The sequence below is a fragment of the Cryobacterium sp. TMS1-20-1 genome (genome assembly GCF_004402355.1).
Lineage (GTDB): Bacteria > Actinomycetota > Actinomycetes > Actinomycetales > Microbacteriaceae > Cryobacterium > Cryobacterium levicorallinum.
In genome coordinates this window covers 62,185-87,154 of sequence record NZ_SOGF01000047.1, presented here as the reverse complement: position 1 = coordinate 87,154, position 24,970 = coordinate 62,185, and the positions used below count along the sequence as shown (strand labels likewise).

At 66.8% G+C, this 24,970-nt stretch carries 25 protein-coding genes and 1 riboswitch; of the genes, 7 read left to right on the top strand and 18 right to left on the bottom strand.

Going from position 1 to position 24,970, the window contains the following annotated elements; translation table 11 throughout:
• Positions 1-237 precede the first annotated feature (237 nt).
• From E3O45_RS10025 to hemE, 12 genes are all read right to left on the bottom strand, one after another.
• The gene (locus E3O45_RS10025) at positions 238-615 is read right to left on the bottom strand and encodes a hypothetical protein (RefSeq protein ID WP_134443271.1); all 378 of its coding nucleotides are present in this window, start codon (positions 613-615) and stop codon (positions 238-240) included.
• A gap of 125 nt (positions 616-740) precedes the next feature.
• On the bottom strand, positions 741-2,114 hold the full coding sequence (gene hemL, locus E3O45_RS10020; protein ID WP_134443270.1) for a glutamate-1-semialdehyde 2,1-aminomutase: 1,374 nt from the start codon (positions 2,112-2,114) through the stop codon (positions 741-743).
• Positions 2,111-3,094: a porphobilinogen synthase gene (gene hemB, locus E3O45_RS10015; RefSeq protein WP_092448142.1), complete on the bottom strand. Its 984-nt coding sequence runs from the start codon at positions 3,092-3,094 to the stop codon at positions 2,111-2,113. Before hemB ends, hemL begins: the two co-directional genes overlap by 4 nt.
• 58 nt (positions 3,095-3,152) lie before the next feature.
• Positions 3,153-3,941, bottom strand: a complete 789-nt coding sequence (locus E3O45_RS10010; RefSeq protein ID WP_092448141.1) for a uroporphyrinogen-III synthase — start codon at positions 3,939-3,941, stop codon at positions 3,153-3,155.
• Between the two features lie 4 nt (positions 3,942-3,945).
• Positions 3,946-4,899, bottom strand: a complete 954-nt coding sequence (gene hemC, locus E3O45_RS10005; protein ID WP_134443269.1) for a hydroxymethylbilane synthase — start codon at positions 4,897-4,899, stop codon at positions 3,946-3,948.
• Entirely contained in the window at positions 4,896-6,020 is a 1,125-nt protein-coding gene (locus tag E3O45_RS10000) for a ferrochelatase (RefSeq protein WP_134443268.1), read from the bottom strand. Before E3O45_RS10000 ends, hemC begins: the two co-directional genes overlap by 4 nt.
• Entirely contained in the window at positions 6,020-6,772 is a 753-nt protein-coding gene (gene hemQ, locus E3O45_RS09995; protein ID WP_104131876.1) for a hydrogen peroxide-dependent heme synthase, read from the bottom strand. The genes E3O45_RS10000 and hemQ overlap by 1 nt, the downstream gene beginning before the upstream one ends.
• Before the next feature lie 72 nt (positions 6,773-6,844).
• Positions 6,845-7,093 (bottom strand): hypothetical protein, encoded by a 249-nt coding sequence (locus tag E3O45_RS09990; protein ID WP_134443267.1) that lies wholly within the window; start codon positions 7,091-7,093, stop codon positions 6,845-6,847.
• Positions 7,080-7,499 (bottom strand): phage holin family protein, encoded by a 420-nt coding sequence (locus E3O45_RS09985; RefSeq protein ID WP_134443266.1) that lies wholly within the window; start codon positions 7,497-7,499, stop codon positions 7,080-7,082. The genes E3O45_RS09990 and E3O45_RS09985 overlap by 14 nt, the downstream gene beginning before the upstream one ends.
• A gap of 75 nt (positions 7,500-7,574) precedes the next feature.
• The gene (locus tag E3O45_RS09980) at positions 7,575-7,988 is read right to left on the bottom strand and encodes a hypothetical protein (RefSeq protein WP_134443265.1); all 414 of its coding nucleotides are present in this window, start codon (positions 7,986-7,988) and stop codon (positions 7,575-7,577) included.
• 264 nt (positions 7,989-8,252) lie between these two features.
• On the bottom strand, positions 8,253-9,887 hold the full coding sequence (locus E3O45_RS09975; protein WP_134443264.1) for an NAD(P)/FAD-dependent oxidoreductase: 1,635 nt from the start codon (positions 9,885-9,887) through the stop codon (positions 8,253-8,255).
• Between the two features lie 8 nt (positions 9,888-9,895).
• Positions 9,896-11,002 carry a uroporphyrinogen decarboxylase gene (hemE, locus tag E3O45_RS09970; protein ID WP_134443263.1) on the bottom strand — a complete coding sequence of 369 codons (1,107 nt, stop codon included), beginning with the start codon at positions 11,000-11,002 and terminating at the stop codon, positions 9,896-9,898.
• A gap of 72 nt (positions 11,003-11,074) precedes the next feature.
• Between hemE and E3O45_RS09965 the strand changes: the two genes are divergently transcribed.
• Positions 11,075-12,454, top strand: coding sequence for a glutamyl-tRNA reductase (locus E3O45_RS09965; RefSeq protein WP_104131880.1), 1,380 nt, complete (start codon positions 11,075-11,077; stop codon positions 12,452-12,454).
• 117 nt (positions 12,455-12,571) lie between these two features.
• Here the strand turns inward: E3O45_RS09965 and E3O45_RS09960 are convergent, their stop codons facing one another.
• Both E3O45_RS09960 and E3O45_RS09955 read right to left on the bottom strand, forming a co-directional pair.
• Positions 12,572-13,621, bottom strand: a complete 1,050-nt coding sequence (locus tag E3O45_RS09960; protein WP_134443262.1) for an alcohol dehydrogenase catalytic domain-containing protein — start codon at positions 13,619-13,621, stop codon at positions 12,572-12,574.
• A 73-nt stretch (positions 13,622-13,694) separates the two neighbouring features.
• A complete protein-coding gene (locus E3O45_RS09955; protein WP_134443261.1) occupies positions 13,695-15,080 on the bottom strand; it encodes a glycine--tRNA ligase in 1,386 nt (461 codons plus the stop codon).
• A 163-nt stretch (positions 15,081-15,243) separates the two neighbouring features.
• Here E3O45_RS09955 and E3O45_RS09950 point away from each other — a divergent pair, with 163 nt between their 5' ends.
• Both E3O45_RS09950 and E3O45_RS09945 read left to right on the top strand, forming a co-directional pair.
• Entirely contained in the window at positions 15,244-17,517 is a 2,274-nt protein-coding gene (locus E3O45_RS09950; RefSeq protein ID WP_134443260.1) for a carbon starvation CstA family protein, read from the top strand.
• Positions 17,514-17,744 carry a YbdD/YjiX family protein gene (locus E3O45_RS09945; RefSeq protein WP_370449926.1) on the top strand — a complete coding sequence of 77 codons (231 nt, stop codon included), beginning with the start codon at positions 17,514-17,516 and terminating at the stop codon, positions 17,742-17,744. The genes E3O45_RS09950 and E3O45_RS09945 overlap by 4 nt, the downstream gene beginning before the upstream one ends.
• Before the next feature lie 285 nt (positions 17,745-18,029).
• On the opposite strand, the gene E3O45_RS09940 is transcribed toward E3O45_RS09945, so the two are convergent.
• Both E3O45_RS09940 and E3O45_RS09935 read right to left on the bottom strand, forming a co-directional pair.
• Entirely contained in the window at positions 18,030-18,797 is a 768-nt protein-coding gene (locus E3O45_RS09940) for a hypothetical protein (RefSeq protein WP_134443258.1), read from the bottom strand.
• A complete protein-coding gene (locus E3O45_RS09935) occupies positions 18,794-19,138 on the bottom strand; it encodes a PadR family transcriptional regulator (protein ID WP_134443257.1) in 345 nt (114 codons plus the stop codon). The genes E3O45_RS09940 and E3O45_RS09935 overlap by 4 nt, the downstream gene beginning before the upstream one ends.
• A 73-nt stretch (positions 19,139-19,211) precedes the next feature.
• Positions 19,212-19,322: riboswitch (TPP riboswitch) on the top strand.
• 17 nt (positions 19,323-19,339) lie between these two features.
• Between E3O45_RS09935 and E3O45_RS09930 the strand changes: the two genes are divergently transcribed.
• From E3O45_RS09930 to E3O45_RS09915, 4 genes are read left to right on the top strand one after another with little or no spacing between them, the layout of a single operon-like run.
• Complete coding sequence (locus E3O45_RS09930) at positions 19,340-19,978, top strand: YkoF family thiamine/hydroxymethylpyrimidine-binding protein (protein ID WP_134443256.1); 639 nt, start codon at positions 19,340-19,342, stop codon at positions 19,976-19,978.
• A 22-nt stretch (positions 19,979-20,000) separates the two neighbouring features.
• Positions 20,001-20,600 carry an ECF transporter S component gene (locus E3O45_RS09925; protein ID WP_134443255.1) on the top strand — a complete coding sequence of 200 codons (600 nt, stop codon included), beginning with the start codon at positions 20,001-20,003 and terminating at the stop codon, positions 20,598-20,600.
• Complete coding sequence (locus E3O45_RS09920; protein WP_166789453.1) at positions 20,593-22,257, top strand: ABC transporter ATP-binding protein; 1,665 nt, start codon at positions 20,593-20,595, stop codon at positions 22,255-22,257. Before E3O45_RS09925 ends, E3O45_RS09920 begins: the two co-directional genes overlap by 8 nt.
• Positions 22,254-23,075, top strand: a complete 822-nt coding sequence (locus tag E3O45_RS09915) for an energy-coupling factor transporter transmembrane protein EcfT (RefSeq protein ID WP_134443253.1) — start codon at positions 22,254-22,256, stop codon at positions 23,073-23,075. The genes E3O45_RS09920 and E3O45_RS09915 overlap by 4 nt, the downstream gene beginning before the upstream one ends.
• A 104-nt stretch (positions 23,076-23,179) precedes the next feature.
• On the opposite strand, the gene E3O45_RS09910 is transcribed toward E3O45_RS09915, so the two are convergent.
• Positions 23,180-24,013: an NAD(P)-dependent oxidoreductase gene (locus tag E3O45_RS09910; protein ID WP_134443252.1), complete on the bottom strand. Its 834-nt coding sequence runs from the start codon at positions 24,011-24,013 to the stop codon at positions 23,180-23,182.
• 71 nt (positions 24,014-24,084) lie between these two features.
• Entirely contained in the window at positions 24,085-24,966 is an 882-nt protein-coding gene (locus tag E3O45_RS09905; protein WP_134443276.1) for a serine hydrolase, read from the bottom strand.
• Between the last annotated feature and the right edge of the window lie 4 nt (positions 24,967-24,970).

The window sequence follows — 24,970 nt, the reverse complement described above, 5'->3', positions numbered from 1 at the left end:
TCATCCAACGACGGCGGCACCAACATCACCGCCGCCGGCTCAAACGCCCTAAACCGCTTGTTCACACCCGCGCCAGCCTCAACCCCGTCATCCACGACCACGTCCACGTCCACGTGCTCAAGCTCCGCCGCGGGGAACAGGCCATCAGAATCGCTCATAATCAATTTTCCCAGACCAACACCCCAAGCACGGGAAATCGACCGGCGTTTTAAACTTTGGTACTACTGACCCACGCTCCTAGCAGGTCGGTTCGGCGGGCATCGGCTCGACCGGCAGCTTCAGCGAGTCGACGAAGTCGGCCGCGTGCTGGCTCGTGAGAATGACGCGGGCGAATTCTTCGTCGACCAGGTCGATCACCACGGCCGGGCGGTGACGCTTGATCGAGACGAAGTCCTTGCCGCCGTGAAACTTCCAGGTTCCGGCCGCCAGCACGAGCGGAATCATCGATCCGGGTGAGCGGATGCCGCGCAGCCAGATCCACGGATCTTCCGTGATGATCACCGAGCGGATGTTCTCCCGCTGCACCACAATCGAGTCACGCCGCAGCGCGAGCGTTCTTTCCGTGCGCGTCAAGTGGATCTCGAGCCGGTCGGAATGCACGCTCAGGGAAGCCATTGTTCCAGTCTGCCCGGTCCGGCCCGAAAAATCGTTGTCTGACGCGAACAAAGCAGTAATGTCCCAGCGCAGGAACTCTCCAGCTGAAGCAAACGCTCCCGGCCGGTCCGGGAGCGTTTGCTCAATTAGACCGTTGGCTGGGCTGCCGCTGCAGCTTTGGCCGCGGCGGGTAGCGCCTCGAAGATGCGCCCGATCGCGCTCTGATCGTGTGCGTCGGAGACGAACCAGGCCTCGAACACGCTCGGCGGCAGCGAGACGCCGCCATCGAGCATGGCGTGAAAGAACGGGGCGTAGCGAAAAGCCTCCTGGCGCTGTACATCGGCGTAGGTGCGCGGAGCCGAACCCTGCGCCTCCTCGCCGAACACGAAGCTGAACAGGTTGCCGGCCCGCTGTACCCGGTGCGCGACGCCCTCGGCGGCGAGCGAGGCAGAAACAGCCTCAGAGAGGATGATTGCGGTTGCGTTGAGCCGGTCGTACACGCTCTCGTCGAGCAGGTTGAGCGTGGCGATGCCCGCCGCAACCGCGACCGGATTGCCCGACAACGTTCCGGCTTGGTAGACCGGGCCGGCCGGCGCCAGAAAGTCCATCACATCGGCCCGGCCACCGAGGGCAGCAGCGGGCAGGCCGCCGCCGATGATCTTGCCGAAGGCGAGCAGGTCGGGCGTGTAAAACTCTTCACCGGCCGACTCGAGACTGCTGGTCTCGAGTCCCCAGAAGCCCGAGCGACTCACTCGAAAACCGGTGAGCACCTCGTCGAGGATGAGCAGGGAACCGTTCGCGTGCGCGATCGCCGACAGGGCCGCGTTGAAGCCGGCATCCGGCGCGACGACGCCCATATTAGCGGCGGCAGCCTCGGTGATGATCGCGGCGATGCGCCCCGGGTGTGCCTCAAAGGCGGCGCGCACGGCGTCGAGGTCGTTGTACGGCAACACGAGGGTCTGCGCGGCGGTCGCGGCCGTGACGCCGGCCGAACCGGGCAGGCCGAGGGTAGCGAGGCCGGAACCGGCCTGGGCCAGCAGGCCGTCGGAGTGGCCATGGTAGTGCCCGGCGAACTTGATCAGCAGGTCACGACCGGTGAAACCGCGGGCCAGTCGGATGGCGGTCATGGTCGCCTCGGTGCCGGTGGACACCAGGCGCAGCTTTTCGACCGCGCCGACCCTCTCGGCGACGAGCTCGGCCAGTTCGGTCTCGGCGGGCGTCGAGGCGCCAAAGGACAGGCCGAGAGCGGCGGCATCCTGAACGGCCTTGATGACCTCGGGATGGGCGTGGCCCAGAATGGCCGGTCCCCAGGAGTTGACGAGGTCGACGTATTCGCGACCGTCGGAGTCGGTGACATAGGCGCCGGCGGCCTTCACCAGAAACAGCGGAGTGCCGCCGACCGAGCCAAAGGCCCGCACCGGAGAGTTCACCCCCCCGGGAATGACCTTCCGGGCCCGGTCGAATAGCTCGTCGTTGCGGGTGGCCACGTGGTGCACTTCGGTTGACAGTGTGTCGGTCATGCTCGCTCCTCCTTGAGCCAGGTGGCCAATTCAACGGCCCAATAGGTAAGTACAGCGTCGGCACCGGCCCGACGGATGCTCAGCACCGACTCTTCGACGGCGCGGCGCCGGTCGATCCAGCCCTGCGCAGCTGCGGCTTCGATCATGGCGTATTCGCCAGAGACTTGATATGCCCAAACGGGAATATCACTCATCGCGGCGACCTCGGCGAGCACGTCGAGGTAGCTGCCGGCCGGTTTGACCATGACGATGTCGGCGCCCTCGTCAATGTCCAGCTGGGCTTCGCGTACGCCCTCGCGTCGATTCGCCGGGTCGAGCTGGTAGGTGCGGCGGTCGCCGACCAGGGTCGAGGCGACGGCCTCCCGGAACGGGCCGTAGTAGGCCGAGGCGTACTTGGCCGAGTAAGCCAGCACAGCGGTGTCTTCGAAACCATTGGAGTCGAGGGTTTCGCGCACGGCGGCGACCTGGCCGTCCATCATGCCGGAGAGGCCGAGCAGCGCGGAACCGGCGCTCGCCTGGGCCAGCGCCATGTCGCGGTAGCGTTCGAGGGTGGCGTCGTTATCGACATGGCCATCGGCGGCGAGCACGCCGCAATGGCCGTGGTCGGTGAATTCATCCAGGCACAAGTCGGTCTGCACTACGAGCGCATCACCGATCTCGTCGACGAGAGCACGGGTGGCCAGGTTGAGGATGCCGTTGGGGTCGGTCGCGCCGGTCCCGGTCGCGTCGCGCACCTCTGGCACTCCGAACAGCATGATGCCCCCGACACCAGCTTCTGCCGCCTCAGCCACGGCCCGACGGGCGCTGTCGATGCTGTGCTGCACGACGCCGGGCATCGAGCTGATCGGCCGCTGCTCGTTGCCCTCCCGAATGAACATGGGGAGCACGAGCTCGGCCGGGTGGAGACGGATTTCACTGGCCAGGCGACGAAGCGCGCCGCTGGTGCGCAGTCGTCGTGGGCGGATAACGGGTTTGGTCACCCCTTTACACTACGCCGCCCGGCTGTGCATTTCGTTATAGGCTCGTTACCGGGCTGGGTCAGGCTGCTGGCGTGCTCCCCGCGAGTGCTGCATCGACGAGTGCATCGATGAGTGACTCGGCGCTGCGCTCCGAGGCGACAACGTCGACGCGCAGTCCGAGGGTCCGGGAGTCCCTGGCGGTCTGCGGGCCGATGCAGGCAACCAGGGTGCGTTCGGGAATGTCCCCGAACTGTTCGCGCACTTGACGAGCAACGCTGCCGCTCGTGACGAGTACGGCGTGCACGAGCCCAGCCTTAACGTCGGCGACCACCTGGTCGCTGACCGGAACACCGATGGTGCGGTAAGCGACGACCGATTCAACGTCGTGGCCGACGCGGCGCAGTCCCTCGCTGAGCAGCGGCTTGGCGATCTCACTGCGCAGGGTGAGCACGCGCAACGGAATAACCCCCGCGGTCGCGGTTTCCCATTCCTCGAGCAGTCCTCGGGCGGAGTTGTCTTCGGAGGGCACGATGTCCACGTGGTAGCCGGCCGCGATGAGTGCGGCGGCCGTGGTCTCACCGACGGCGGCGATGCGAGTTCCCGGGGCGACGACCGCGCGGTGCGACGAGAGTACGTCGACGGTCGTGGCGCTGGTGATGGTCATCCAGTCGAAATCCCCGGCGGCCAGACGGGTCAGCGCCGCGTTCAGAGCCGGGGCGTCATCGGTGGCGGCGAAGTTGATCATCGGTGCGACGATCGGGTGCGCGCCCTTGGCGCGCAGGTTCGCTGCGACCTGGTCGCCCCAGGGGCCGCCGCGCGGAACGAGAACACGCCAGCCCGCGAGGGGCTTGGTCAGTCGATTGGTCACGTGGTCACTCAGTCACTTTCAGGGGAGCGAACTCGGCCGCGCCACCGGCCAGAAGATCTATGGACACTCGTTCGGCCACATCGAGCGCGGCTTCGGTGAGATGGGGTGCGGAGTGGGAATCGGGCGTCGCCGCGTGCGAGCTCGTGATCTTGCGGGATCCATCCGGGCTGTACACGGTTGCGGTGAGAAAGAGCAGTCCATCGTCGACCACGGCGGTGGCGCCGATCGGCGCGGCGCAACCGGCCTCCAGTCGGGCCAGCACGGTGCGTTCGGCGGCGGTTGTCGCCTGAGTAGAGCCATGGTTCATCGCCGCGAGTGCCACGCCGAGCAGGCGCTCCGGCTTGCCGTCACGCACCTCGATCGCGAGCGCACCCTGGCCGGGAGCGGTCGGCCAGGCCGACAGCTCGAGAAACTCTGGTGCGAGGGATTCGAGACGACCGAGACGACCGAGGCCGGCCGCGGCCAGCACGACGGCGTCGAGGTCGCCCTCGGCGACGCGCCCGATCCGAGTGTCGATGTTGCCGCGAATGTCCACGATCGTGAGGTCGGGACGACGCTCCAGCAACTGGGCGACGCGGCGGGGCGAACCCGTACCGACGCGGGCCCCCTCCGGAAGGGTGTCGAGGGTGAAGCCGGCGCGCGCGACCAGCACGTCGCGGGCATCCGCTCTCTTGGGGATTGCGCCAATGCGCAAGCCTGCGTGGGCCTCGGTCGGCAGATCTTTGAACGAGTGCACGATGACGTCGCACTCGTCATTCAGCAGGGCTTCGCGCAGGGCGCTCGCGAACACTCCGGTGCCGCCGAGGCTCGAGAGCGGCTCGGCGGAGGTATCGCCGTGCGTGGTGATGCGCACGATTTCAACCTCGACGCCGGCCGACGCCGCGATGCGGTTGACGATGGTCTGGGTCTGCGCGAGGGCGAGGGCACTCGCGCGGGTGCCTACGCGAATGACGGTCATGGTGCCATTCCCGCGACGGCCGGCTTGAAGCCGAGCCGCACGTTTTCACAGCAGCCGGGGCGGCAGACGTCGTACCAGGGACCGAGGTCGGTTGCCGCCGGACGGTCTTCGACCGGGGTGTCGTTGAGGCGTTCCTCGATCAGGTCGACCAGGCCGCTGACGAAGTCGGGCGAAATGCCGGGGGTCGGTACGCGCACGGCGTGGATGCCGAACTTCGCACTCGTCTCCATGGCCTCGTTATCGAGGTCCCACATGACCTCCATGTGGTCGCTCACGAATCCGAGCGGCACAATGATCACGGCACGGATGCCGCGGGCCGGCAGCAGGGCGATCGCATCGTTGATGTCGGGTTCGAGCCACGGCATGCTGGGCGGGCCACTGCGGGACTGGTAGACCAGCTGCCATTGCGTTTTGAGCGGGGTGGACGCATCTCCGGGTTCCACGAGGGCGTCCATGACGACCTGGGCGACGGCGCGGTGCTGCGCCTCGTAGGCGCCACCCTCGCCGAAGCCGCGATCTGCCGGGCCGCTCTTGTTGGCGTCCGTCATCGGGATCGAGTGGGTCGAGAACAGAATCTCGACCTCGGAGTCGACGTCGATGCCGGGCATGGCCGCGACGACATCCTGGAGTCCTTGGGTGACACCGGTGATGAACGGGGTGACGAAGCCGGGGTGGTCGAAGAACTGGCGGATCTTGTCGATATGGACCGTGTCGTTTAGGCCCGTGTCGGTCAGGGCTGCGGCGAAGTCTTCACGGTACTGGCGGCATCCGCTGTAGGAGCTGTAGGCACTCGTCGCGATGGCCAGCAGGCGATCCTGACCGGCATCGTGGGCCTCACTGATCGTGTCTTTCAGGTAGGGCGCCCAGTTGCGGTTGCCCCAGATCACGGGCAGGTCGATGCCTCGACGCTGGAGTTCAACCTGCAGAGCGGCCTTGAGCACGCGGTTCTGGTCGTTGATCGGGCTCACACCGCCGAAGTGGCGGTAGTGGGTGGCGACCTCTTCGAGGCGCTCTTCCGGGATGCCACGACCGCCGGTCACGTTGCGCAGGAACGGAATCACGTCATCCTGGCCTTCGGGTCCGCCGAAACCGGCGAGCAGCACTGCGTCGTAAGCGGTCATTACTGAAGCACCTCGACCAGCTCGGCCGTGGAGATGCGGCGTCCGGTATAGAACGGGATCTCCTCGCGCACGTGGCGACGCGCCTCGGTGTCGCGCAGGCCGCGCATGAGGTCGACGAGCTCGGTGAGCTCGTCGCTCTCGATCGGCAGCAGCCACTCGTAGTCGCCGAGGGCGAAGGCGGAGACGGTGTTGGCGATTGCACCGCGATAGGCTGCGCCCTTGCGGCCGTGGTCGGCGAGCATGGCGCTGCGCTCAGCCTCGGGCAGCAGATACCACTCGAAGCTGCGCACGAAGGGGTAGATGGTGAGCCAGGCCTTGGGCTCGACTCCGCGCAGGAATCCGGGCACGTGGCTCTTGTTGAATTCGGCGTCCCGATGCACGCCCATGGCGTTCCAGGTTGGCAACAGGCTCTTCAGCAGGCGGCTGCGGCGCAGCTCACGGTTCGCCCACTGCAGGGTCTCTGCCTCGGGCGCGTGGGTCCAGATCATGACGTCGGAATCGGCCTTGAGGCCGGAGACATCGTAGAAGCCGCGCACGGTGACGCCCTCGGCTTCGATCAAGGCCACCACGTCGTCGAGCTCGTTCACGGCGTGCGGAACATCGCGGCCGTCGAGATCATCGGGGTTGTGCGGGTCTCTTCGCAGCACGGTAAAGAGGGTGAATCCTTGCGGCGAAGCCGCGGTTACCTCGGTATCGGTGGGAGTGGTGGGCTGAACGCTGGTTACTGCCTCTCCGGCAGCCGGGTGAGTCATGGGTCTAGTTTGCTCTGAATTGCCCCCACTACCAAAATGAGCAGTGCGGTTGCTGTGAACCCACCCCGCTTGCTACCGGTTTTTGGCCACCGCGGAGGCGCCGAACCAGACGATGACACCGACCACGGTCGCCGCACCGAGGGCGATGCTGACGAGGGCGGCCGGGCTGTCTTCGCCGAATTGGTACAGGGCGTGGGTCAGGCGGCGGCGCTTGATGCGCAGCTGCTTGGGGATATTGAGCTTGTACTCGATGGCATCGAGCGTCGAGGCGAGCTCGGCGCGAGCGTGTCGGGCTTCGACGCGCAGGTCATTTGTGGTCATATTCGCCAACTCCCTTGAATGCATCAACGTCGTGACGGATGCTCGCGTGCACGCCCTCCGGGTCGGGTTTCGTTGCCGCTTTCACCCGGTTGACTCCGATGAGCACGAGGAGTGCGGCAATGAGCAGGAGCCCGACCAGCACGATGAGCGTGGCAAGCCAGAGCGGCAGCACGAGGGCCAGCAAGATCACGAAGAGGGCAACGAGCACCCCGAGCGCGAAGAACAGAAAAGCCCCGGCCACGATGAAGAGGCCGGCACCGATGCCGAAATTCTTGGCTTTGGCCGTGAACTCGGCCTTGAAGGCATCGAGTTCGGCTTTCACGAGAGCGCTGATCTGGCCGGGCAGTTCCCCGATCAGCGCGAGCAACGGACGTTTGCTCTTCGGGTTGAATCCACTGCTAGTCACGAATTGCCTTCCCTGTTTTCGGGTGTCGTCGGGGTGTCGCGCCCGGCGGTGTAACGGGTGTCCGAATTCTACGAGCTACTGGGCGTCGTCAGCCGCCGGCTTGGCCTTGGCCGTCGGTGTCGGCTTCTCGGTCGCCTTCGGCTTCGCGGCGGCCGTGCGGCTCGTCGTGGTGCTGGCCGTGGCTGCGGGGGCGGCGGCATCCGCTTTCGCTGACGTTGTCGAGGTCTGGGCAGCCGCCTTCTTGTTCTTCTTCTTTTTGGCGACAGCCTGCGTGACGGCCTTCTTGCCGGCGTTGTACAGGGTCACGGGAACGTCGCCGACGAGTTCGAGCGCGGCGTCGCGCACTTCGGTCACCCGGCGTTGCACAGGTTTGGCGTTCCAGAGGTCATTGGCGGCGGCGGCGATCTGGTCGTAACGTTTGCGGCCGGCGCGTGCACCGAGCACATAGCCAACGAGGCCGCCCGTGATGAACAGAAGCTTTCCGCGCATTGAGTCTCCACTTTCGTAAGGTCTCCCCAGAGTAACCCGGTTCGCCGTTTCGATCTCGGGTGATGCCCGGGTATGTCTCGGAGTGCTCGTATCAATACAGGAAGTGCACAGTTTGGGGCACCTGCGCGCCCACCGTTCGGGGCCCGTGCATAACTGCGGAGAATCCGGCCAATCCGGCGGATCGGGCCGCATTCCGGCCAATCGGGCCGCATTCGGGCCGCATTCGCGGTTCAAGACGAGGATCTCCGCGGTTCGGTACCGGGACTACTCGTCCGGCCCGGTGATGGTCAGGCCGAGGGCGGCGTGGCGGATGCGGTCGCCGGCCTCGAGTGCGTGTGGGATGACCGAGGCGAGGCCGGTTCCGGCCAGCCACGCACCGGTGATCTCCATTGCGGGGGTCGCGGCGACGGCCTCGCGCACCTGCTGCGCGCGTTCCGGAGCACCGAGGGTGGCCGGCGACAGGGCGTCGCGCCACTCGGTGCGGGCGAAAGCGCGCACCGCGGCCGCTGCCAGTGGCACACCGAGCAGGGCGCTCGCGTCGTGCAGGGCGAGGGCCTGCAGCTCCTTGTCGCTCAGGTCGTCGGTCGGGTTGGGCTGGCCGGCGCGGCCGTAAGACAGCCGCACGACGTGGCGGCCGGGGCCGGCCGCTTCGGCGACCCAGGCCCACTTCGCGGTGACGTGGGTGAGAGCTTTCGCGGTGACGTCGGGGGCATCGGCCGAGACGAGCACGCCGGTGCCGCGTGGGTGCGCGTCGAGGGCTGGCGCATCGAGCACGAGCGTGGTGAGGGTGACGGCAGTCGGTGCTGGCCAGTCGAGCTCGGCGAGGGCGTCGAACTGGTCACCGAGCGGGTTGACCAGGCGCAGTGCCTGCGCGCCCTGGGTCGCGATGATGAGGTAACGGGCGGTGAGGGTGCTGGTGGTTCGCTCGGCAGCGGGCACGGTGCTCACGGTGGGCGTACGGTCGGTCGGTCGAGCAAGCGGCGCGGCGGGGTCGGTCGGCGCACCCGCGTCAGCGGGCGCGGCGCTGTCGGCCTGGCCGGCGGGTTCGGCCGGGGCAGCGGGGTCGGTCGGGGCGGCATCCGCTTGCCGAGTGACGGTGACGGACCAGGTCGGCGCGTCGTCTGTGCCCGAGCGGGCCAATGCTGTGGCCGTGGTTCCGGTCAGAATCGCCACGTCGTGGCGTTGCAGGGCGGCCACGATCGCGGCGGGCAGGCTGGCCATTCCGCCGAGCAGGCCGCCGACGTTAGACCCGGCCGGGGCGCCAGCACGCAGGGCCGAGACCGCGCCGGAGAGCGAGCCGGCCGTGGTGAGGGCACGGTTGAGTCCGGGGGCGACCACATCGATCTCGAGGTCGACGGCGCTCGTCGTGTAGACGCCGGACGCGACGGGTTCCACCAGCCGGTCGAGCACGCGCTGGCCCATGCGCTTTTTCACGAGGTCACCGAGGCTGTGCTCGCGGCCGATCGTGAGCACGGGCATGAGACGGTCGGCGTAGGCGCGCAGCGCCCCCTTCCAGCCAATGACGCGGCGCACGTCGTCGGCGAGCGGTGAACCGGGGATTCCTAGAACGCCGGCCTTGGGCAGCGGAACGCTCATCGCGGCATCCGCTTGCTTGAGGGCCGGCAAGTGCAGCCAGGCCCCGGCGACATTGGGGGCCACGATCTGGTCGGTGAGGCCGAGATCCTCGATGAACGACGCGACCGTGCCTCCGCGCACAGCGAAGCTCTCGGCGCCGCTGTCGAGGGTGAGCCCGTCGAGAACGTGGCCGGCGACCGGGCCGCCGACGGCATCCGTTGTCTCGATGACGGTCACGGCCAGGCCGACCTGGGCGCATTCGCGGGCGGCGACCAGGCCGGCCACTCCCCCGCCGATGACGAGAACGTCGATTGGTCTGGTCATGCTGGCTCCTACTCGGCCGCGCTCACGTCGTGCACGAGGCTGACCAGGCGGGTGAGAACGTCGGGGTCGGTGTCGGGCGGAACGCCGTGGCCGAGGTTGAGCACGTGCGAGGGTGCACTGCGTCCGCGTTCGAGGACGTCGCGCACGTGCGCTTCGAGCACGGGCCACGGCGCCGTCAGCAGGGCCGGGTCGACGTTTCCCTGTACCGGAACAGCTCCGCCGAGTCGGCGGTTGGCCTCATCGAGCGGCACCCGGTAGTCGACGCCAACGACGTCGGCGCCGATATTGTGCATTTCTTTCAGCAGTTCGCCGGTGCCCACGCCGAAATGCACGATCGGTACATTGCGATCAGCGCCGTTGACGCTGTAGCTGAGGCCGCGCACATGCGCGATCGCTGCCGCCGAAGCTGGCGCAACGGATGCCGCATAATCGGCCAGTGACAGGGCTCCGGCCCACGAGTCAAACAGTTGGGCAGCGCTCGCGCCGGCGAGCACCTGGGCACGCAGGAACCGGCCGGTGACATCGGCGGTCCAGGCCATGAGCCGCGCCCACGCTTCGGGCTCGGCGTGCATGAGCGTGCGGGCGTGGATGTGATCCTTCGACGGACCGCCCTCGACCAGGTACGCGGCCAGGGTGAATGGCGCGCCGGCGAAACCGATCAGCGGGGTCGATCCGAGCTGGGAAACCGCGCGGCCCACGGCGTCGCGAATCGGCGCGAGGGCCTCATCGAGAATGGCGGGATCCAGGGCGGTGAGCTCGTCGACATCCGCTGACGTGCGCACGGCCTTGCCGAGCACCGGGCCCTTGCCGGCCACAATCGTCACGTCGACACCGACGAGCTTGAGTGGAACGACGATGTCACTGAAGAAGATTCCGGCGTCGACGTTGTGGCGCCGCACCGGCTGCAGCGAGATTTCGCTCGCCAGTTCGGGGTCGAGGCACACGTCGAGCATGCGCGTACCGACGCGCAGTTCACGGTATTCGGGCAGTGATCGCCCGGCCTGGCGCATGAACCACACCGGGGTCACGTCGGGTCGAACGCCCTGATAGGCCTGAATCAGGCGGGAGTCGGCGGTGAGGCCGGAGGAGAGTGGATGCTGCGCGTCGAGGATCATCCCCCCCATCCTCTCAAACATCCCTGACGATGCGCGCCGGAAGCGTACAGCAATAAGTCGTAGAATTGGCTAGTGCTCATTCTTCTGTCGGCCAGTCACAAAAACTCCACCTTCGATGTGCTGGAGAAATTGTCTGTCGGCGGAAGCGTTGCGGCCACCCGCATGGTCGAGCAGCACGGTCGGCTCAGCGGTGCCGTCGTCGTCGCGACCTGCAACCGCTTCGAGGCCTACCTCGATCTCGATGAACCCTACGGCGTGTCGCCGCTGCCCGCCGTTTACGCGGCGATCGAAGCCGTGAGCGCGAGCACCGGCGTCGCCGAAGACACCCTGCGTGACAATCTCACTCTCGTGCACGGCAATGGCGTCGCCGAGCACCTGTTCGCCGTGACCAGCGGCCTCGAATCGGTCGTCGTCGGCGAGGTCGAAATCGCCGGCCAGGTGCGGCGCGCACTGGAACAGGCTCGCGCCGATGGCACCACGAGCCCCGAACTTGAGCGCCTGTTTCAGCGCGCCTCCCAAACTTCCCGCGGGGTCAAGAACCGCACCGGCATCGGCTCGGCCGGCCGCTCGATCGTGCGCCTCGCCCTCGAACTGGCCGAAAGCCGGGTCAGCGACTGGTCGAGTGCCCGCGTGCTGCTCGTCGGTACCGGCCGCTACGCCGGCGCCTCGCTCGCCGCCCTGCGCGACCGCGGAGCCGAGAACGTTCGCGTCTACTCGCCATCCGGGCGCGCCGTTGGATTCGCGACCTCGCACGGCATTGAAGCCGTTCCCGCTGCGGATTTCGCTGCCGAGGTGGCGCGTGCCGACGTTGTCGTCACCTGCACCCTGCGCGATGACCACGTGATCGATGCGGCCCTGATCAGTCGTGGCCGCGCCGAGATCGGCATTGATCCGTTCGCCATTTCGGGCGCCACCGCCGACGCTCCGACCCGCATCTGCCCGGCCGACGCCGGTCCAGAGGCGCCGCCGCAACTCATCATCGACCTCGGCCTGCCCCGCAACGTCGCCCCCGACGTGACCCTGGTACCCGGCGTCGAGCTGCTCGACCTTGAAACCATCAGCATCCACGCCCCGCTCGAAGAGCTCAACGCCACGACCGAAGCCCGAGAAATCGTCGGCAAGGCGGCCCGCAAGTTCTCCGACGTTGCCGAAGAGCAGAGCCTCACCCCGGCCGTGGTGGCGCTACGCAGCTACGTGTTCGAGCTGCGCGACGCCGAAATCGCCCGGGCCCGCAGCCGCGGCGATTCGAGCGAGGCGACCGAGTCGGCCCTGCGCCACCTGGCCGGCGTGCTGCTGCACACTCCCATGGTGCGGGCCCGCGAGCTCGCCCGCGCCGGCGAGCAAGACGCCTACCTCGGGGGCCTCGACGCCCTATTCGGCATCGACGTGACGCTGCCCGCCACCGGCGCAGCGGATGCCGGAGCAACGGATGCCGGCGCAATCGCCTCCTAGCTGTCCCGAACGGCCGACCGTGTCGGCCAGCCCTGAGCATCCGTTCAGCGCCGCCTGCTGATACCGACGGGCCAGGCGCTGCGGTCTCGGGGGGCCAAACGAGGCAATTCGCGAGGGTCAGATCGGCCGGGTCACCTCGATCAGGGTGACTCCGGCGGCCGCACCGGGCGTGGACATGGCTGCGAGTGCCGCAGGCGCTTCGGCGAGGGTGATTCGGCGGCTGATCAGGTCCTGAGGGCGCAACCCGCCGCTCCGCACAAGGTCCAGCAGCGCCGGATAGTCGTGGGCGGGCATGCCATGGCTGCCGAGCACAGTCAGTTCCCGCGCAATCACCGTGCCGAGCGGTATCCGCGGGTCGTCCGCCAGCAGGCCGATCTGCACATGCCGCCCACGCGTTGCCAGGGAACGGATGCCGATGGCCACCGTATTCTCCCGGCCGAGCGCCTCGAGACTCACGTCTGCACCCCCTGATGCGAGCGCCCGAACGCGCTCGACCACCTCGTCGTCGGGCAGTTCGGCCGAGTTGACGACGTGAGCAGCTCCCACCCGGCTCGCCGCCTCGAGCGCGTCGGAATTGATGTCGACGGCGATGACGATGGCGCCGAGCGCCTGCCCAATCATGACCGCGCTTAGGCCGACTCCACCGCAGCCGACGACCACGAGGGTTTCGCCCGCCTGCAGCCGTGCCTGGTGCACGAGTCCGCGGTACGAGGTGGCGAACCGGCAGCCGAGCATCGCGGCAGCGCCGGCGTCGAGGTCATCGGGGATGGCGATGAGGTTCACGTCGGCGTTGTGCAGCGCGACCCGCTCGGCGAAGGAACCCCAGTGGGTGAATCCGGGCTGGGTCTGGTTGCGACAGACCTGTCCGTTGCCGGCGTCGCACTCCGGGCACTCGCCGCAGGCGCAGACGAACGGCACCGTCACGCGCTGACCAACCCGAAATCGGCGCACGAGCGGCCCGACAGCGTCGATCACGCCGACCAGTTCGTGGCCGGGAACGTGCGGCAGCGCAATGTCGGCGTCATGGCCGAGCCAGCCGTGCCAGTCGCTGCGGCAGAGTCCGGTCGCCTCGACCCGCACGATCACGCCGGCCGCACTTATCAGCGGCTCTGGCACCTCGCGCAGCACCGGAAGCACCCCGAATTCTTCGAAATAGACCGCTTTCATGCTCTACAGTCTGCCTGACGGATGCCCGCGGCGCGGTTTTCGAGACCGAGTCGCGGCATCCATTGGTTGAACGCTAAGCGCCGCGGAGGCGCACGGCCAGGTAGGCCTCGAGCTCGGCGAGCGGCACGCGCTCCTGCGCCATGGTGTCGCGGTCGCGTACGGTTACGGCCTGGTCGTCGAGCGAGTCGAAGTCGACCGTGATGCAGAACGGGGTGCCGATCTCGTCCTGGCGACGGTAGCGACGGCCGATGGCGCCGGCGTCGTCGAAGTCGACGTTCCAGAGCTGGCGCAGGCTCGACGCGAGCTCGCGGGCCATCGGGGAGAGCTTCTCGTTGCGCGACAGCGGCAGGATGGCGGCCTTGACCGGCGACAGGCGCGGGTCAAGCTTGAGCACGGTGCGCTTGTCGACGCCGCCCTTATTGTTCGGAACCTCTTCTTCGACATACGCATCGACCAGGAAGGCCATCAGCGACCGGGTCAGGCCGGCCGCGGGCTCGATCACCCAGGGCGTCCAGCGCTCGTTTTTGGTCTGGTCGAAGTAGGAGAGGTCTTTACCGGATGCCTTGGCGTGCGTCGACAGGTCGAAGTCGCCGCGGTTCGCCACGCCCTCGAGTTCACCGAACTCGGTGCCGGTGAAGCCGAAGCGGTATTCGATATCGACGGTGCGCTTGGAGTAGTGCGAGAGCTTCTCGGCTGGGTGCTCGAACAGGCGTAGGTTTTCGGGGTTGATTCCGAGGTCGGTGTACCACTTCATGCGGGTGTCGATCCAGTACTGGTGCCAGGTCTCGTCCGTACCGGGCTCGACGAAGAATTCCATCTCCATCTGCTCGAACTCGCGGGTGCGAAAGATGAAGTTTCCGGGGGTGATCTCGTTACGAAAGCTCTTGCCGATCTGGCCGATGCCGAACGGAGGCTTGGAGCGCGACGCCTGCAGCACGTTGGCGAAGTTCACGAAGATGCCCTGCGCGGTTTCGGGGCGCAGGTAGTGCATACCGGCCTCGTCATCGACCGGGCCAAGGTACGTCTTGAGCAGGCCGGAGAAGGCACGCGGCTCGGTCCAGATGTGACGATTGCCGCAGTTCGGGCAGGCAATGTCGTCGAGGCCGTTTTCGGGCGGGCGGCCCTTCTTTTCCTCATATTGCTCTTCGAGGTGGTCGGCGCGAAAACGCTTGTGGCAGCTCGTGCACTCGATCAGCGGGTCGCTGAAAACCTCGACGTGACCGGATGCTTCCCAGACCTGGCGAGGCAAAATCACGGAGGAGTCGAGGCCGACGACGTCGTCTCGGCTGGTGACCATCGAACGCCACCACTGCTTCTTGATGTTTTCCTTGAGCTCAACGCCGAGGGGTCCGTAGTCCCAGGCGGAGCGGGAACCGCCGTAGATCTCGCCGGCCTGAAAAACGAAGCCGCGGTGGCGGGCGAGGGCGATGACGGAATCAAGATGAGTGGGTGCGGCCACGGTGGCTCCAATGGTCGAAGGCGCAGAATGCGAGCGAATGCCCGGTTACCCATTTTACGCGCTCGATCCGACCCGAGTTCCCGCCCTGGTGCTCAGCCTTTCTCGCTCGGAGGTAACGTTAGTAGGCAGATTCACAGGATTTGCCTTGGCTCAAGGAGGAGAAATGGGCGCCGCGTCCAACACGACCGAATCACCGACCGCTCTGAAACGGATTCCGCACGACCTCGCGGTCGCTCTGGATCCGGAGGAACTTGACGCCCACGATCGCCACTGGACGCCCCTAAAAATTGCGATCTGGTCAGCTATTTCACTGCTCGGTGGCCTCAGCTGGGTCATGCTCGCCGTCGTGCGCGGTGAAACCGTCAACGCGATCTGGTTCGTGTTCGCCGCGATCTGCACCTATCTCATTGGCTACCGTTTTTACTCGAAGTTCATCGAGAAGCACATCATTCGCCCGGATGACCGTCGCGCCACCCCGGCCGAGTACAAGGCCGACGGCAAGGACTTCGCCGCGACCGACCGTCGCGTGCTGTTCGGCCACCATTTCGCTGCCATCGCCGGCGCCGGCCCCTTGGTCGGCCCCGTTCTGGCCGCGCAGATGGGCTACCTGCCCGGCACTATCTGGATCATTGTCGGCGTCGTTCTCGCCGGCGCGGTACAGGATTACCTGATTCTGCACTTCAGCATGCGCCGCGGCGGTCGTTCGCTCGGCCAGATGGCCCGCGACGAACTCGGTGTGATCGGCGGCACCGCCGCTCTCATCGCGACCCTCGTGATCATGGTCATCATCGTGGCGATCCTCGCCCTCGTGGTGACGAACGCCCTCGCCGAAAGCCCGTGGGGCGTCTTCTCGGTCGGTATGACCATCCCGATCGCGCTGTTCATGGGCTGCTACCTGCGCTTCTTCCGCCCGGGCAAGATCACCGAAATCTCCATCATCGGCTTCGTGCTGCTCATCGCCGCCATCATCGGCGGCGGCGTGGTGGCCGGCACCGACTGGGGTCAGACCTACCTGCTGCTCGACAAGGTCACCATTGCCTGGGGCATCATCATCTACGGCTTCATCGCCGCTATCCTGCCGGTCTGGCTGCTGCTCGCCCCGCGCGACTACCTGTCGACCTTCATGAAGATCGGCACGATCGGCATGCTCGCCGTGGCGATCGTCATCATCCGTCCCGAAATCAGCGTGCCGGCCGTGAGCGAATTCGCATCGAGCGGCACCGGTCCGGTCGTCGCCGGAACGCTGTTCCCCTTCCTGTTCGTCACGATCGCCTGCGGCGCCCTGTCGGGTTTTCACGCGCTCATCGCCTCGGGAACCACGCCGAAGCTCATTCAGAAGGAACGCCAGACCCGCTTCATCGGTTACGGCGGCATGCTCATGGAGTCGCTCGTCGCGATCATGGCCCTCGTCGCCGCGCTGTCGATCGACCGCGGCATCTACTTCGCCATGAACTCCTCGCCCGCCCTCACCGGCGGCACCGTGCAGGGTGCGGTCGCCTTCGTGAACAGCCTCGGCCTGACCGGCGTCAACCTCACGCCCGACATGCTGACCGACATGGCGACCAACGTCGGCGAGGAGTCAATCGTTTCCCGCACCGGCGGCGCGCCGACGCTCGCCGTCGGCCTCTCGCACATTATGCAGCAGCTCGTCGGTGGCACGTCAATGATGAGCTTCTGGTATCACTTCGCCATCATGTTCGAAGCACTCTTCATTCTCACCGCAGTGGATGCCGGCACCCGCGTCGCCCGCTTCATGCTGCAGGACAGCCTCGGTAACTTCTTCCCGAAGTTCAAGAACACCTCCTGGCGTCCCGGCGCCTGGGCCGCCACGGCCATCATGGTCGCCGCCTGGGGTGCAGTGCTGCTGATGGGGGTGACCGATCCGCTCGGCGGCATCAACACGCTGTTCCCGCTGTTCGGAATCGCCAACCAGCTGCTTGCGGCGATCGCGCTGGCCGTGTGCATGGCCATCGTCGCCAAGCGTGGACTGTTCAGATACCTCTGGGTCGTGGCGCTTCCGCTCGGATTCGCTGCCGTCGTCACGATTTCGGCGTCGTTCCTGAAGATCTTCTCGACCACCCCGGGCATCGGTTACTTCGCGCAGAACCGCGCATTCTCCGAGGCCCTCGCCGCTGGCGAGACGAGCTTTGGCACCGCACCGAGCGTCGAAGCCATGGAAGCTGTCGTGCGCAACACAATGGTTCAGGGCGTGCTGTCGATCGTGTTCGTGGTGCTCGCGATCATCGTGATTCTCACGGCTCTTCAGGCCACTTGGAACGCGTACCGCAAGAACTCCAGTGCGACGAGTGAAGATGACGCCGTGCAGTCGCAGACCTACGCCCCGGCTGGATTCATCATGACCCCGCCCGAGAAGGTGCTGCAGGCCGAGTGGGATGCCCTGCCGGTGCACAAGAAGATCAAAATCAAGGGTCACTGATGACCCTGTTGGCGGGCGTCCGCAAGGGCGCCCGCGGGGTGGTCTGGTTCTTCAAGGGGATCCTCGGCGAGGATGCCTACGAGAAATATGTGGCGCACCACGCGAGCGTCTGCGAAACGGATGCTGCGGGCGTGGGCCGCGCGCCGCATCCGCTCATGACAGAGCGGGAATTCTGGCGCGACCAGACCGACCGTCAGGATGCGAACCCGCAGGGACGCTGCTGCTAGAGGCGGATAGTCTGCGGCGAAGACGAACGGGGGCGGGGGGCGGCGACTGAGCGCGCTCCGCCCCCCGCCTCGACCGGCTGCCGCCGTGGGAGATCGCGCTGCTCTGGTTTGTCGGGTATCCCTGAGCTCGTACTTCGCCCATTTTTTCGCCGACCCGTGAGTTTCTGACGTCGAGCCGTGAGTTTCGACCCCAAACCGCGCCGGAATCGGGGTCAAACTCACGGCTCGGCGGCCGCGCCAGGGTCAAACTCACGGTTCGAGGGCGAGAGCCGTGGCCACGGCCGATTAGCGCTCGAGCGGCTCGCCGAACAGCGCGAACAGCCAGACCACGATCGACGCAGCCACCATCGACCAGGTGACCACGCCGAGGAACAGGCGCGTCGAGAACGACTGCCGGAATTCGGGCGACCCGCCCGGGTCGACAATCGCGTCGTCACTCAGGGAATGGCTCGCCTGACTCCAGATCGCCGGAACGAGCACGAGCAGCGCGGAGACGATCACGATCGGCAGGGCGGGCACGGTATAGAGCACTCTCGAGCTGCTCCACAGCCCGAGGCCAAGAGAGGTGCCGACACCCAATACCGCCGCGACCACGACCATCCAGGCGCGCAAGCGCAGGCGTGCGAGCGCCTTGAGAAATGTCGGCACGAGCAGGATCACGACGACTGCGGCAACGAACACCACGAGTGTTTTCAGGTCGATCTTCACCGCCGTACCATGCACGAGCGGGAGGGCGGAAAGCAGGAAGCCGAAGAGTCCGAACGCTCCGAGACCGGCCAGCAAACCCCCACGGTTCACTCGGCGCAGCGGGATGGTCAGCAGGCCCAGCTCGGCCGCGTAGCGCTTGGGGTTGCCGAAGCACTCCAGGGCGCTCGTGCCGGAATCGGCGAGAAACTCCCGAGCGCTGGCCAGGGCATCTCCGATTGCGTCGCCGCGCACGCCGAGCAGCCGCAGTTCGATGGTGAACTCGTCGAACCAGGTGGCGTCGTCGGTCACTTTAGAGCGGATGTCGGTGCTTCCGTTGTCGGGATCGCGCGGGTTGCTGGTCATCATGATTCGGCCGGCCCTTTCTGCAGGTGGTCGTGCACGGTGGTGGAGAAGAGCACCCAGTGGGCGGTCTGGTCGGTGAGCTCTTGCTGGCCGTCGTCGGTGAGCGAGAAGTACTTGCGGCCAGGTCCCCCGGCGCCCGGTCGCCATTCGGCGGCGATCCAGCCGGCGGCTTCGAAGCGCGTGAGCAGCGGATAGAGCGTGCCACCCTTGATGGCGCCGAAGCCGGCGGATTCGAGCGCCGATGCGATCGCGTAGCCGTAGGTCGGGCCGGGCGCCAGCGTGCGGAGCACGCAGAGGCCAAGGGCGGCGCGCATCCACTCGGCTGGCCAGGTTTTCGGTTGCATGACTACATAGTCTCACTAGTTAGCCAGACTGTCTACTCGAGGATCGGGCAGCCACGGGCATGCCATACTTTCGTTGTATCAACACGGGAGTCCGATTAATCGGGCTGAGAGGAAGCTGCAGAGGCTTCGACCGTCGAACCTGATCTGGATCATGCCAGCGCAGGGAGGCTGACTCGTCTTTCCCGTGCCCCCACGAAAGAAATGGGCACGATCATTCCAGAAACCCCCTTCACAGCCACACCGGCGGAGTTCGGCATTGGCGCGCGCCTCACCCTCGCCGTCATGCGCGACGACTACGCCGCCGTCATTCTCGACGCACTCCAGCAGGCAGATTCGACCGGGATCGCACTTCAAACCGGCGTCGTCAGCACCTACCTGTCCGGCGCCGAACCCGACCTGCTGCGCTACGTCAGCCAGGTCGTCGCCGGCGCGAGCCGCAGCGGAGCCCACGTCACGGCAACCGTGCAATTCTCCCGAGGATGCCCCGGCGAAGTCACCTGCACGCTGCCGCCCAACGGCGGGCTCTTCGCCGAGGTCGTGAACCTCACGCCCACCGGCGTACACGCTGTCGCAGAATGGGCACTGTATCCACTGGATGACGGCACCGGTTCTGCTTCCGCCGATCACATGCGCGACATCTACGCCGCGATCGAGAGTGCCAAGGCCTCCGGGCTCACGGTACACAGCGAGCACTTCGTCACCCGGCTCGAGGGCGACCTCGCCCTCGTGCTGCAGGTCATCGCCGCCGGCTGGATCGTGGCCGGCCGAACGGTGCAGCACGTGGCGACGCACGCGACCCTGTCCCTCAACAGCCCGAGCCTGAACTCCCATGCGTCCTGACGCCGACCAGAAGGAAACAGCCATGCCCACAGCATCCGCCAAGAAAAGGCACTGGAGCCTCAAAGACCTCGTGCTTGTCGTCGTGCTCGGTGTCGTGTTCGGCTTTCTGTACTGGATATTCGTGCAGGCATGGACCGCCCTGTCGATCGCGATGGGTCCGGCCGGCGACCTCGCGCAGCACTTTCTGCTCGGCTCCTGGCTGCTCGTCGCCCCGATCGCGATCGCCATCGTGCGACGGCCGTTCGCCGGCATCTTTGCGGAGGTTATCGCGTCGGTGATCGAGGTCGTCTTTCTCGGCTCCATGGTCGGGCCGCTGCTCTTCGTCGCCGCCGCCATTCAAGGCGCGGGCAGCGAGATTCCGTTCGCCCTCACTCGCTACCGCAACTACGGCTGGCTGACCTACGCACTTTCGGGGCTGCTCGGCGCCGGGCTGGTGTTCTTCTACTCGGCATTTCGCTCCGGCTGGTACGGCCAGGAGATCTTTCTGCTGCGCCTCGCGATTCAGCTGATCTCCGGCGTGATTCTCGGCGGACTGCTGGCCAAACTCATCGTCGATGCCCTCGACAAAACTGGCGTCGTCGACAATTTCGCGATCGGCCGCGATCGCCTCGCCCGTGCCTGAGACCGACATCCTGACACTGCAGGACGTGTCGGTGCGATTTCCGCGTCGGCCCGAGGCCGTGCTCAGCGACGTGTCGGTGCGCCTCGCGCCGGGCGAGCAGCTCATCGTGTTCGGCGCCTCCGGTTCGGGCAAATCCACCCTGTTGCAGACCATCACCGGCGTCATTCCGCATTCGGTCGTAGCCTCGCTCGGCGGCAGTGTGCGCATGGGAGGGACGCTCAGTATCGAAACCTCCGTCGTCGAGCTGTCCCGGCTCGTCGGCGTGGTCGCGCAGGACCCCGCATCGTCGGTCTGCCTGCCCGACGTCGAACAGGAGCTTGCCCTGCCGCTCGAAAACCGCGGTGTCGACCCGGCGCTTATCTCGGCGCGCATCGATCGCGCGCTTGACGCTGTTCAGGCACGGATGCTGCGACACCGGTCGACCGGGCAGCTGTCCGGCGGCGAAGGCCAGCGCGTGGCCCTCGCCGCCACCCTCATCGCCGAACCGGCCGTGCTCCTGCTGGACGAACCCACCTCGATGCTCGACGCGGCGGGCCTGGGCGCCGTGCGCCGCGCCATCCGTTCGGCCGTCGACACCTACCGGCCGGCCGTCGTGCTGGTCGAACACCGCATCGACGAGTTCACGGGCACGGCGGGAATCGCCGGGCTGCCGCCACGCGCACTCGTGCTCGGCGAGGCCGGAACCGTCATTGCCGATGGCCCCACGGTCGACGTGCTCGCCCAGCATGGGCGCTCGCTCAATCAAAACGGATGCTGGCTTCCGCTCGAAACCGAATTGCTCGCCGTGACCGGGTGCGCCGGCGGGCTCGGCGAACCGGGCGTGCGCGCCGGCCTCCGGTCACTCGGCGAGCCGGCCGAAGCCTTAGGGCGACGGCAGGACTTCGGCCGGATCGTTCTGACCGCCACGGATGTGGCCATTGATCGCGGGGTTGGCGCGCCGAACGGGACCGCCACAACGGTTCTCGCCGGCGTCAGCCTCGATCTGCGGGGCGGCGAAATCGTGGCCCTGCTCGGCGGCAATGGAACGGGCAAAACCTCGTTGCTGCTGACCTTGGCGGGATTGCACCGGCCATCGGTAGGCACCGTGACCGGCGCCCGACCCGGCATGATCTTTCAGAATGCCGAGCACCAATTCGTCGAGCACACCGTGCGCGGCGAGATTCGGCATGGGCTGCCGAGCCTGAGCGATGACGAGCTTCAGGCCATTTTGCACCGGCACCGGTTGACCCACCTCGCCGATCAAAGCCCGTATCGACTGAGCGGCGGCGAGAAGCGGCGGCTCAGCGTCGCCGCCATGCTCGCGCACGATCGGCCGGTGCTGCTCGCCGACGAACCCACCTTCGGCCTCGATCGCCGGGACACCATCGCCACCCTGGCAGCGCTCGGCCAGGCGGCCGACGCGGGCCGCAGCATCCTCTTTTCGAGTCATGATCTTCGTACCGTTGCAACCCTCGCCGACCGGGTGATCGTGCTGGCCGACCGCACGGTGATCGCCGACGGGCCGGTGTTCGAGGTGTTGCGGTGGGACGAGGTGCTGAAGCAGGCCGGGCTCGAGCTGCCCCCGCTGATTCGGCACCTGCTCAAGGAATTCGATTCTGACGCGCGGATTCGCCGCGTCCTGGGTCAGCTCGACGTTGCCGTGGGCGCGACGACATGACTGCTCAACTCATCGACGTCGATGCTCCCCCGACACGACGGCCCGGCAGCGCCCTGGCCAGGCGCAACCCGACCGTCAAACTCGCGCTTCTGTTCGTCGTCTCCCTCGTGCTGATGTTTGTTTTCGATCCGATCACGCCACTGGTGCTGTACCTGCTCGCTCTCGGCGCGGTCGCCGTCACGGCTCGCATTCCCGTGAAAGTATTCGTTCTCGCACATATTCCATTTCTGGCATTTGCTCTCGGCCTTCTGATCGTGAACGCGCTCAGCCGGCCAGGGGACGTACTCTGGCAGTCCGGGGTGCTGCGGATCACCACCGAGGGACTGCTCGTGGGGGCTGCCCTCGCCCTGCGCACCCTCGTCATCGGCGTGCTCTCGATCGGCTTTGTGCTCTCGACCGACGGCGTGGCCCTCATGACCAGCCTGCACCAGCACGCCCGGCTCGGCTCCCGCCTCACCTACGCCGTACTCGCCGGCTACCGTATGCTCGAAGAGCTGCCGCGCGAGTGGCAGACCATCCGCCAGGCACACGCGGTGCGCGCTGCCCTCCGCCCCAATGGCAAGCCGCCTCGCGGCCTCCGTCAATACGGTCGGGCAGCCTTCGCCCTGCTGGTGCTATCGATTCGCAAGGGCGAGCGGATGGCGCAATCCCTCGAGTCGCGCGGCCTCGGCCTGACCCCGCGCAGCACCTGGCGGCGTATTCCCCTCACCCGCACCGACTGGGCCATGGCCGCCGCGGTACTGACCACGTTGACCGTCGTCGTCGGCCTGAGTTCCTTTCTCGGCTTTCTGGAAGGCTTCCATGCGCTCAACACCTGAACGAACCCAGATGCACCTGGTCGCCATGGTCAACCCGCCGCCCCGTGCGTCTCAACGCGTGGAAGCGTTTGAAGGGGTATGAAACTCACGGCTCGGCGCAAGCGTCAGGCCAGGGTGCCGTCGACGAGCTTCACGATCATCGAGCAGTCCTTGCCGCCCTGCCCCTGATCGACCAGGCGCTGGAACAGCTGGGCGACGTGCTTCCCGATCTCGAGCGGGGTGTCGGTCGGCGAAAAGTCGCGGTTCACGGCCGCCGACGGCACGACTCCCTCGATCGGATACCAGGTGCGCAGCGCCCAGCTGTCGCCCGATGAAACGGATGCGATATCCCAGAAAACCTGCGGGTCCAGTCCCAGCCGATCGGCCAAAACCGCCCCCTCCGAGGTCGCGGCCAGGTTGATGAACAGCATGAGGTTGTTGCAGATCTTCGCCGCCTGGCCGGTCGTGGCCCCGCCGGTCGGAATAATGTGCGCCGCCATGGGCTGGATGTAGGTGGTCGCGTCGGCGACGGCATCCGTTTCGCCACCGATCATGAAGGTGAGCGTGCCGGCCTCAGCACCGGTGATGCCACCCGAGACCGGGGCGTCGACGAGGCGAAAACCCGCAGCTTTCGCCGCGTCGTGCAGGGCCTGGGAGGATTCGATGTCGATCGTCGACGACTCCACCAGGAGGGTTTTCGGGTCGGCATGGGCGAAGACTCCCGCCTCGCCGAAGTACACCGCGCGGGCGTGCTCACCCTTGGGAAGCATGGTGAAGACAACGTCGGTGCCGTCAACGGCGTCCTGGATGCTGGTCGCTCGGGTCACGCCGGCAGCGACCGCAGCGTCGAGGGCCTCGGCGTTGAGGTCGAAGCCGCGCACGCTGTGCCCCGCCTTCACCAGGTTCGCCGTCATGGGGCCGCCCATGTGTCCGAGTCCAATCCATCCGATAACCGCCATGGCATAGCTCCTTCGCTCCGGTGACGGGCGTCAATGCCCGTCCCGTACACGATGGCACAACTTGGCGGGAGCTAGTGCACGTACTCCAGCAGGTCCGCCCCGACCGCGCGCATCCCCTCGAGCACCGCGAGGCGGGTCATCAACAGGGCGTCATCGAATGCCATCGACACGGCATAGGTCGCACCGGCCCGAGGGCCACGGAGGATACCCACCTCGCTGCGCACCCCGGCGGTCGTGCCGGTCTTGTTGACCATGAGCAGGCCGTGATCGCTCTCCCGATGCGCCAGGGGGTCGAGCCCAAAGGCGCTCGCGACCAGCGACAGGTCGGTGTTGAGCGACAGCCAGCCGATCACGCGCGCGCTCGTCTCAGCGTCCACGATTTCGCCGCGGGCGAGCGCGGTGAACAGCCAGGTCAGTTCCTTGGCGCTGCCCACCGACAGCTGCGGTGCGTCATCGGGGCCGCGTTTGTCGCGCACCAGGTCGAGCAGTGCCGTACGGCTGAGGCCGAGCTGCTCGGTGCGGGCACGCACCGAGTGCAGCCCGACGGCGCGAATGAGCACGTTCGTCGCGAGGTTGTCGCTCGTCGACCCGACGAGCGCGGCGAGATCCGCGACACCCAATCGGGCCACCTGTAGGTGCTGCCAGACGCCGGAATCACTCACGGCATCGACATTCGTACGCTCGAGCATCGTGGCCATACCGAACTCGGCGTCTTTCAGCCGCGTGGCTACCTCAATCAGCAGCAGCACCTTGCCGATACTCGCGGTCGGCATGGAGACGTGGTCGTCGACCGAGAACAAGACCCGGCCGGTCGCGAGGTCGGTCGCCCGGGCCGAAACCTGCACACCGTTCAGGGCAAGGTCGCCGAGGGCGGCGAAGCCGCGAGCGAAGCTTTCTGGAGTCTCGGCGCCGCGGTGTTTGCCGCCGGGCGCTGCGGCGTGGCGGGAACGCATCAAA

Bases quoted from the DNA above. Each gene is read 5' to 3' on its own strand.
- E3O45_RS09990 (WP_134443267.1), bottom strand. From the start codon at position 7,093: ATGACCACAAATGACCTGCGCGTCGAAGCCCGACACGCTCGCGCCGAG.
- E3O45_RS09930 (WP_134443256.1), top strand. From the start codon at position 19,340: ATGGGCACGATCATTCCAGAAACCCCCTTCACAGCCACACCGGCGGAG.
- E3O45_RS10000 (WP_134443268.1), bottom strand. From the start codon at position 6,020: ATGACCGCTTACGACGCAGTGCTGCTCGCCGGTTTCGGCGGACCCGAA.
- E3O45_RS09915 (WP_134443253.1), top strand. From the start codon at position 22,254: ATGACTGCTCAACTCATCGACGTCGATGCTCCCCCGACACGACGGCCC.
- E3O45_RS09935 (WP_134443257.1), bottom strand. From the start codon at position 19,138: ATGCAACCGAAAACCTGGCCAGCCGAGTGGATGCGCGCCGCCCTTGGC.
- E3O45_RS09905 (WP_134443276.1), bottom strand. From the start codon at position 24,966: ATGCGTTCCCGCCACGCCGCAGCGCCCGGCGGCAAACACCGCGGCGCC.
- E3O45_RS09975 (WP_134443264.1), bottom strand. From the start codon at position 9,887: ATGACCAGACCAATCGACGTTCTCGTCATCGGCGGGGGAGTGGCCGGC.
- E3O45_RS09940 (WP_134443258.1), bottom strand. From the start codon at position 18,797: ATGATGACCAGCAACCCGCGCGATCCCGACAACGGAAGCACCGACATC.
- hemE (WP_134443263.1), bottom strand. From the start codon at position 11,002: ATGATCCTCGACGCGCAGCATCCACTCTCCTCCGGCCTCACCGCCGAC.
- E3O45_RS09960 (WP_134443262.1), bottom strand. From the start codon at position 13,621: ATGAAAGCGGTCTATTTCGAAGAATTCGGGGTGCTTCCGGTGCTGCGC.
- E3O45_RS09980 (WP_134443265.1), bottom strand. From the start codon at position 7,988: ATGCGCGGAAAGCTTCTGTTCATCACGGGCGGCCTCGTTGGCTATGTG.
- hemL (WP_134443270.1), bottom strand. From the start codon at position 2,114: ATGACCGACACACTGTCAACCGAAGTGCACCACGTGGCCACCCGCAAC.
- E3O45_RS10025 (WP_134443271.1), bottom strand. From the start codon at position 615: ATGGCTTCCCTGAGCGTGCATTCCGACCGGCTCGAGATCCACTTGACG.
- E3O45_RS09925 (WP_134443255.1), top strand. From the start codon at position 20,001: ATGCCCACAGCATCCGCCAAGAAAAGGCACTGGAGCCTCAAAGACCTC.
- hemQ (WP_104131876.1), bottom strand. From the start codon at position 6,772: ATGACTCACCCGGCTGCCGGAGAGGCAGTAACCAGCGTTCAGCCCACC.
- E3O45_RS09950 (WP_134443260.1), top strand. From the start codon at position 15,244: ATGGGCGCCGCGTCCAACACGACCGAATCACCGACCGCTCTGAAACGG.
- E3O45_RS09910 (WP_134443252.1), bottom strand. From the start codon at position 24,013: ATGGCGGTTATCGGATGGATTGGACTCGGACACATGGGCGGCCCCATG.
- hemC (WP_134443269.1), bottom strand. From the start codon at position 4,899: ATGACCGTCATTCGCGTAGGCACCCGCGCGAGTGCCCTCGCCCTCGCG.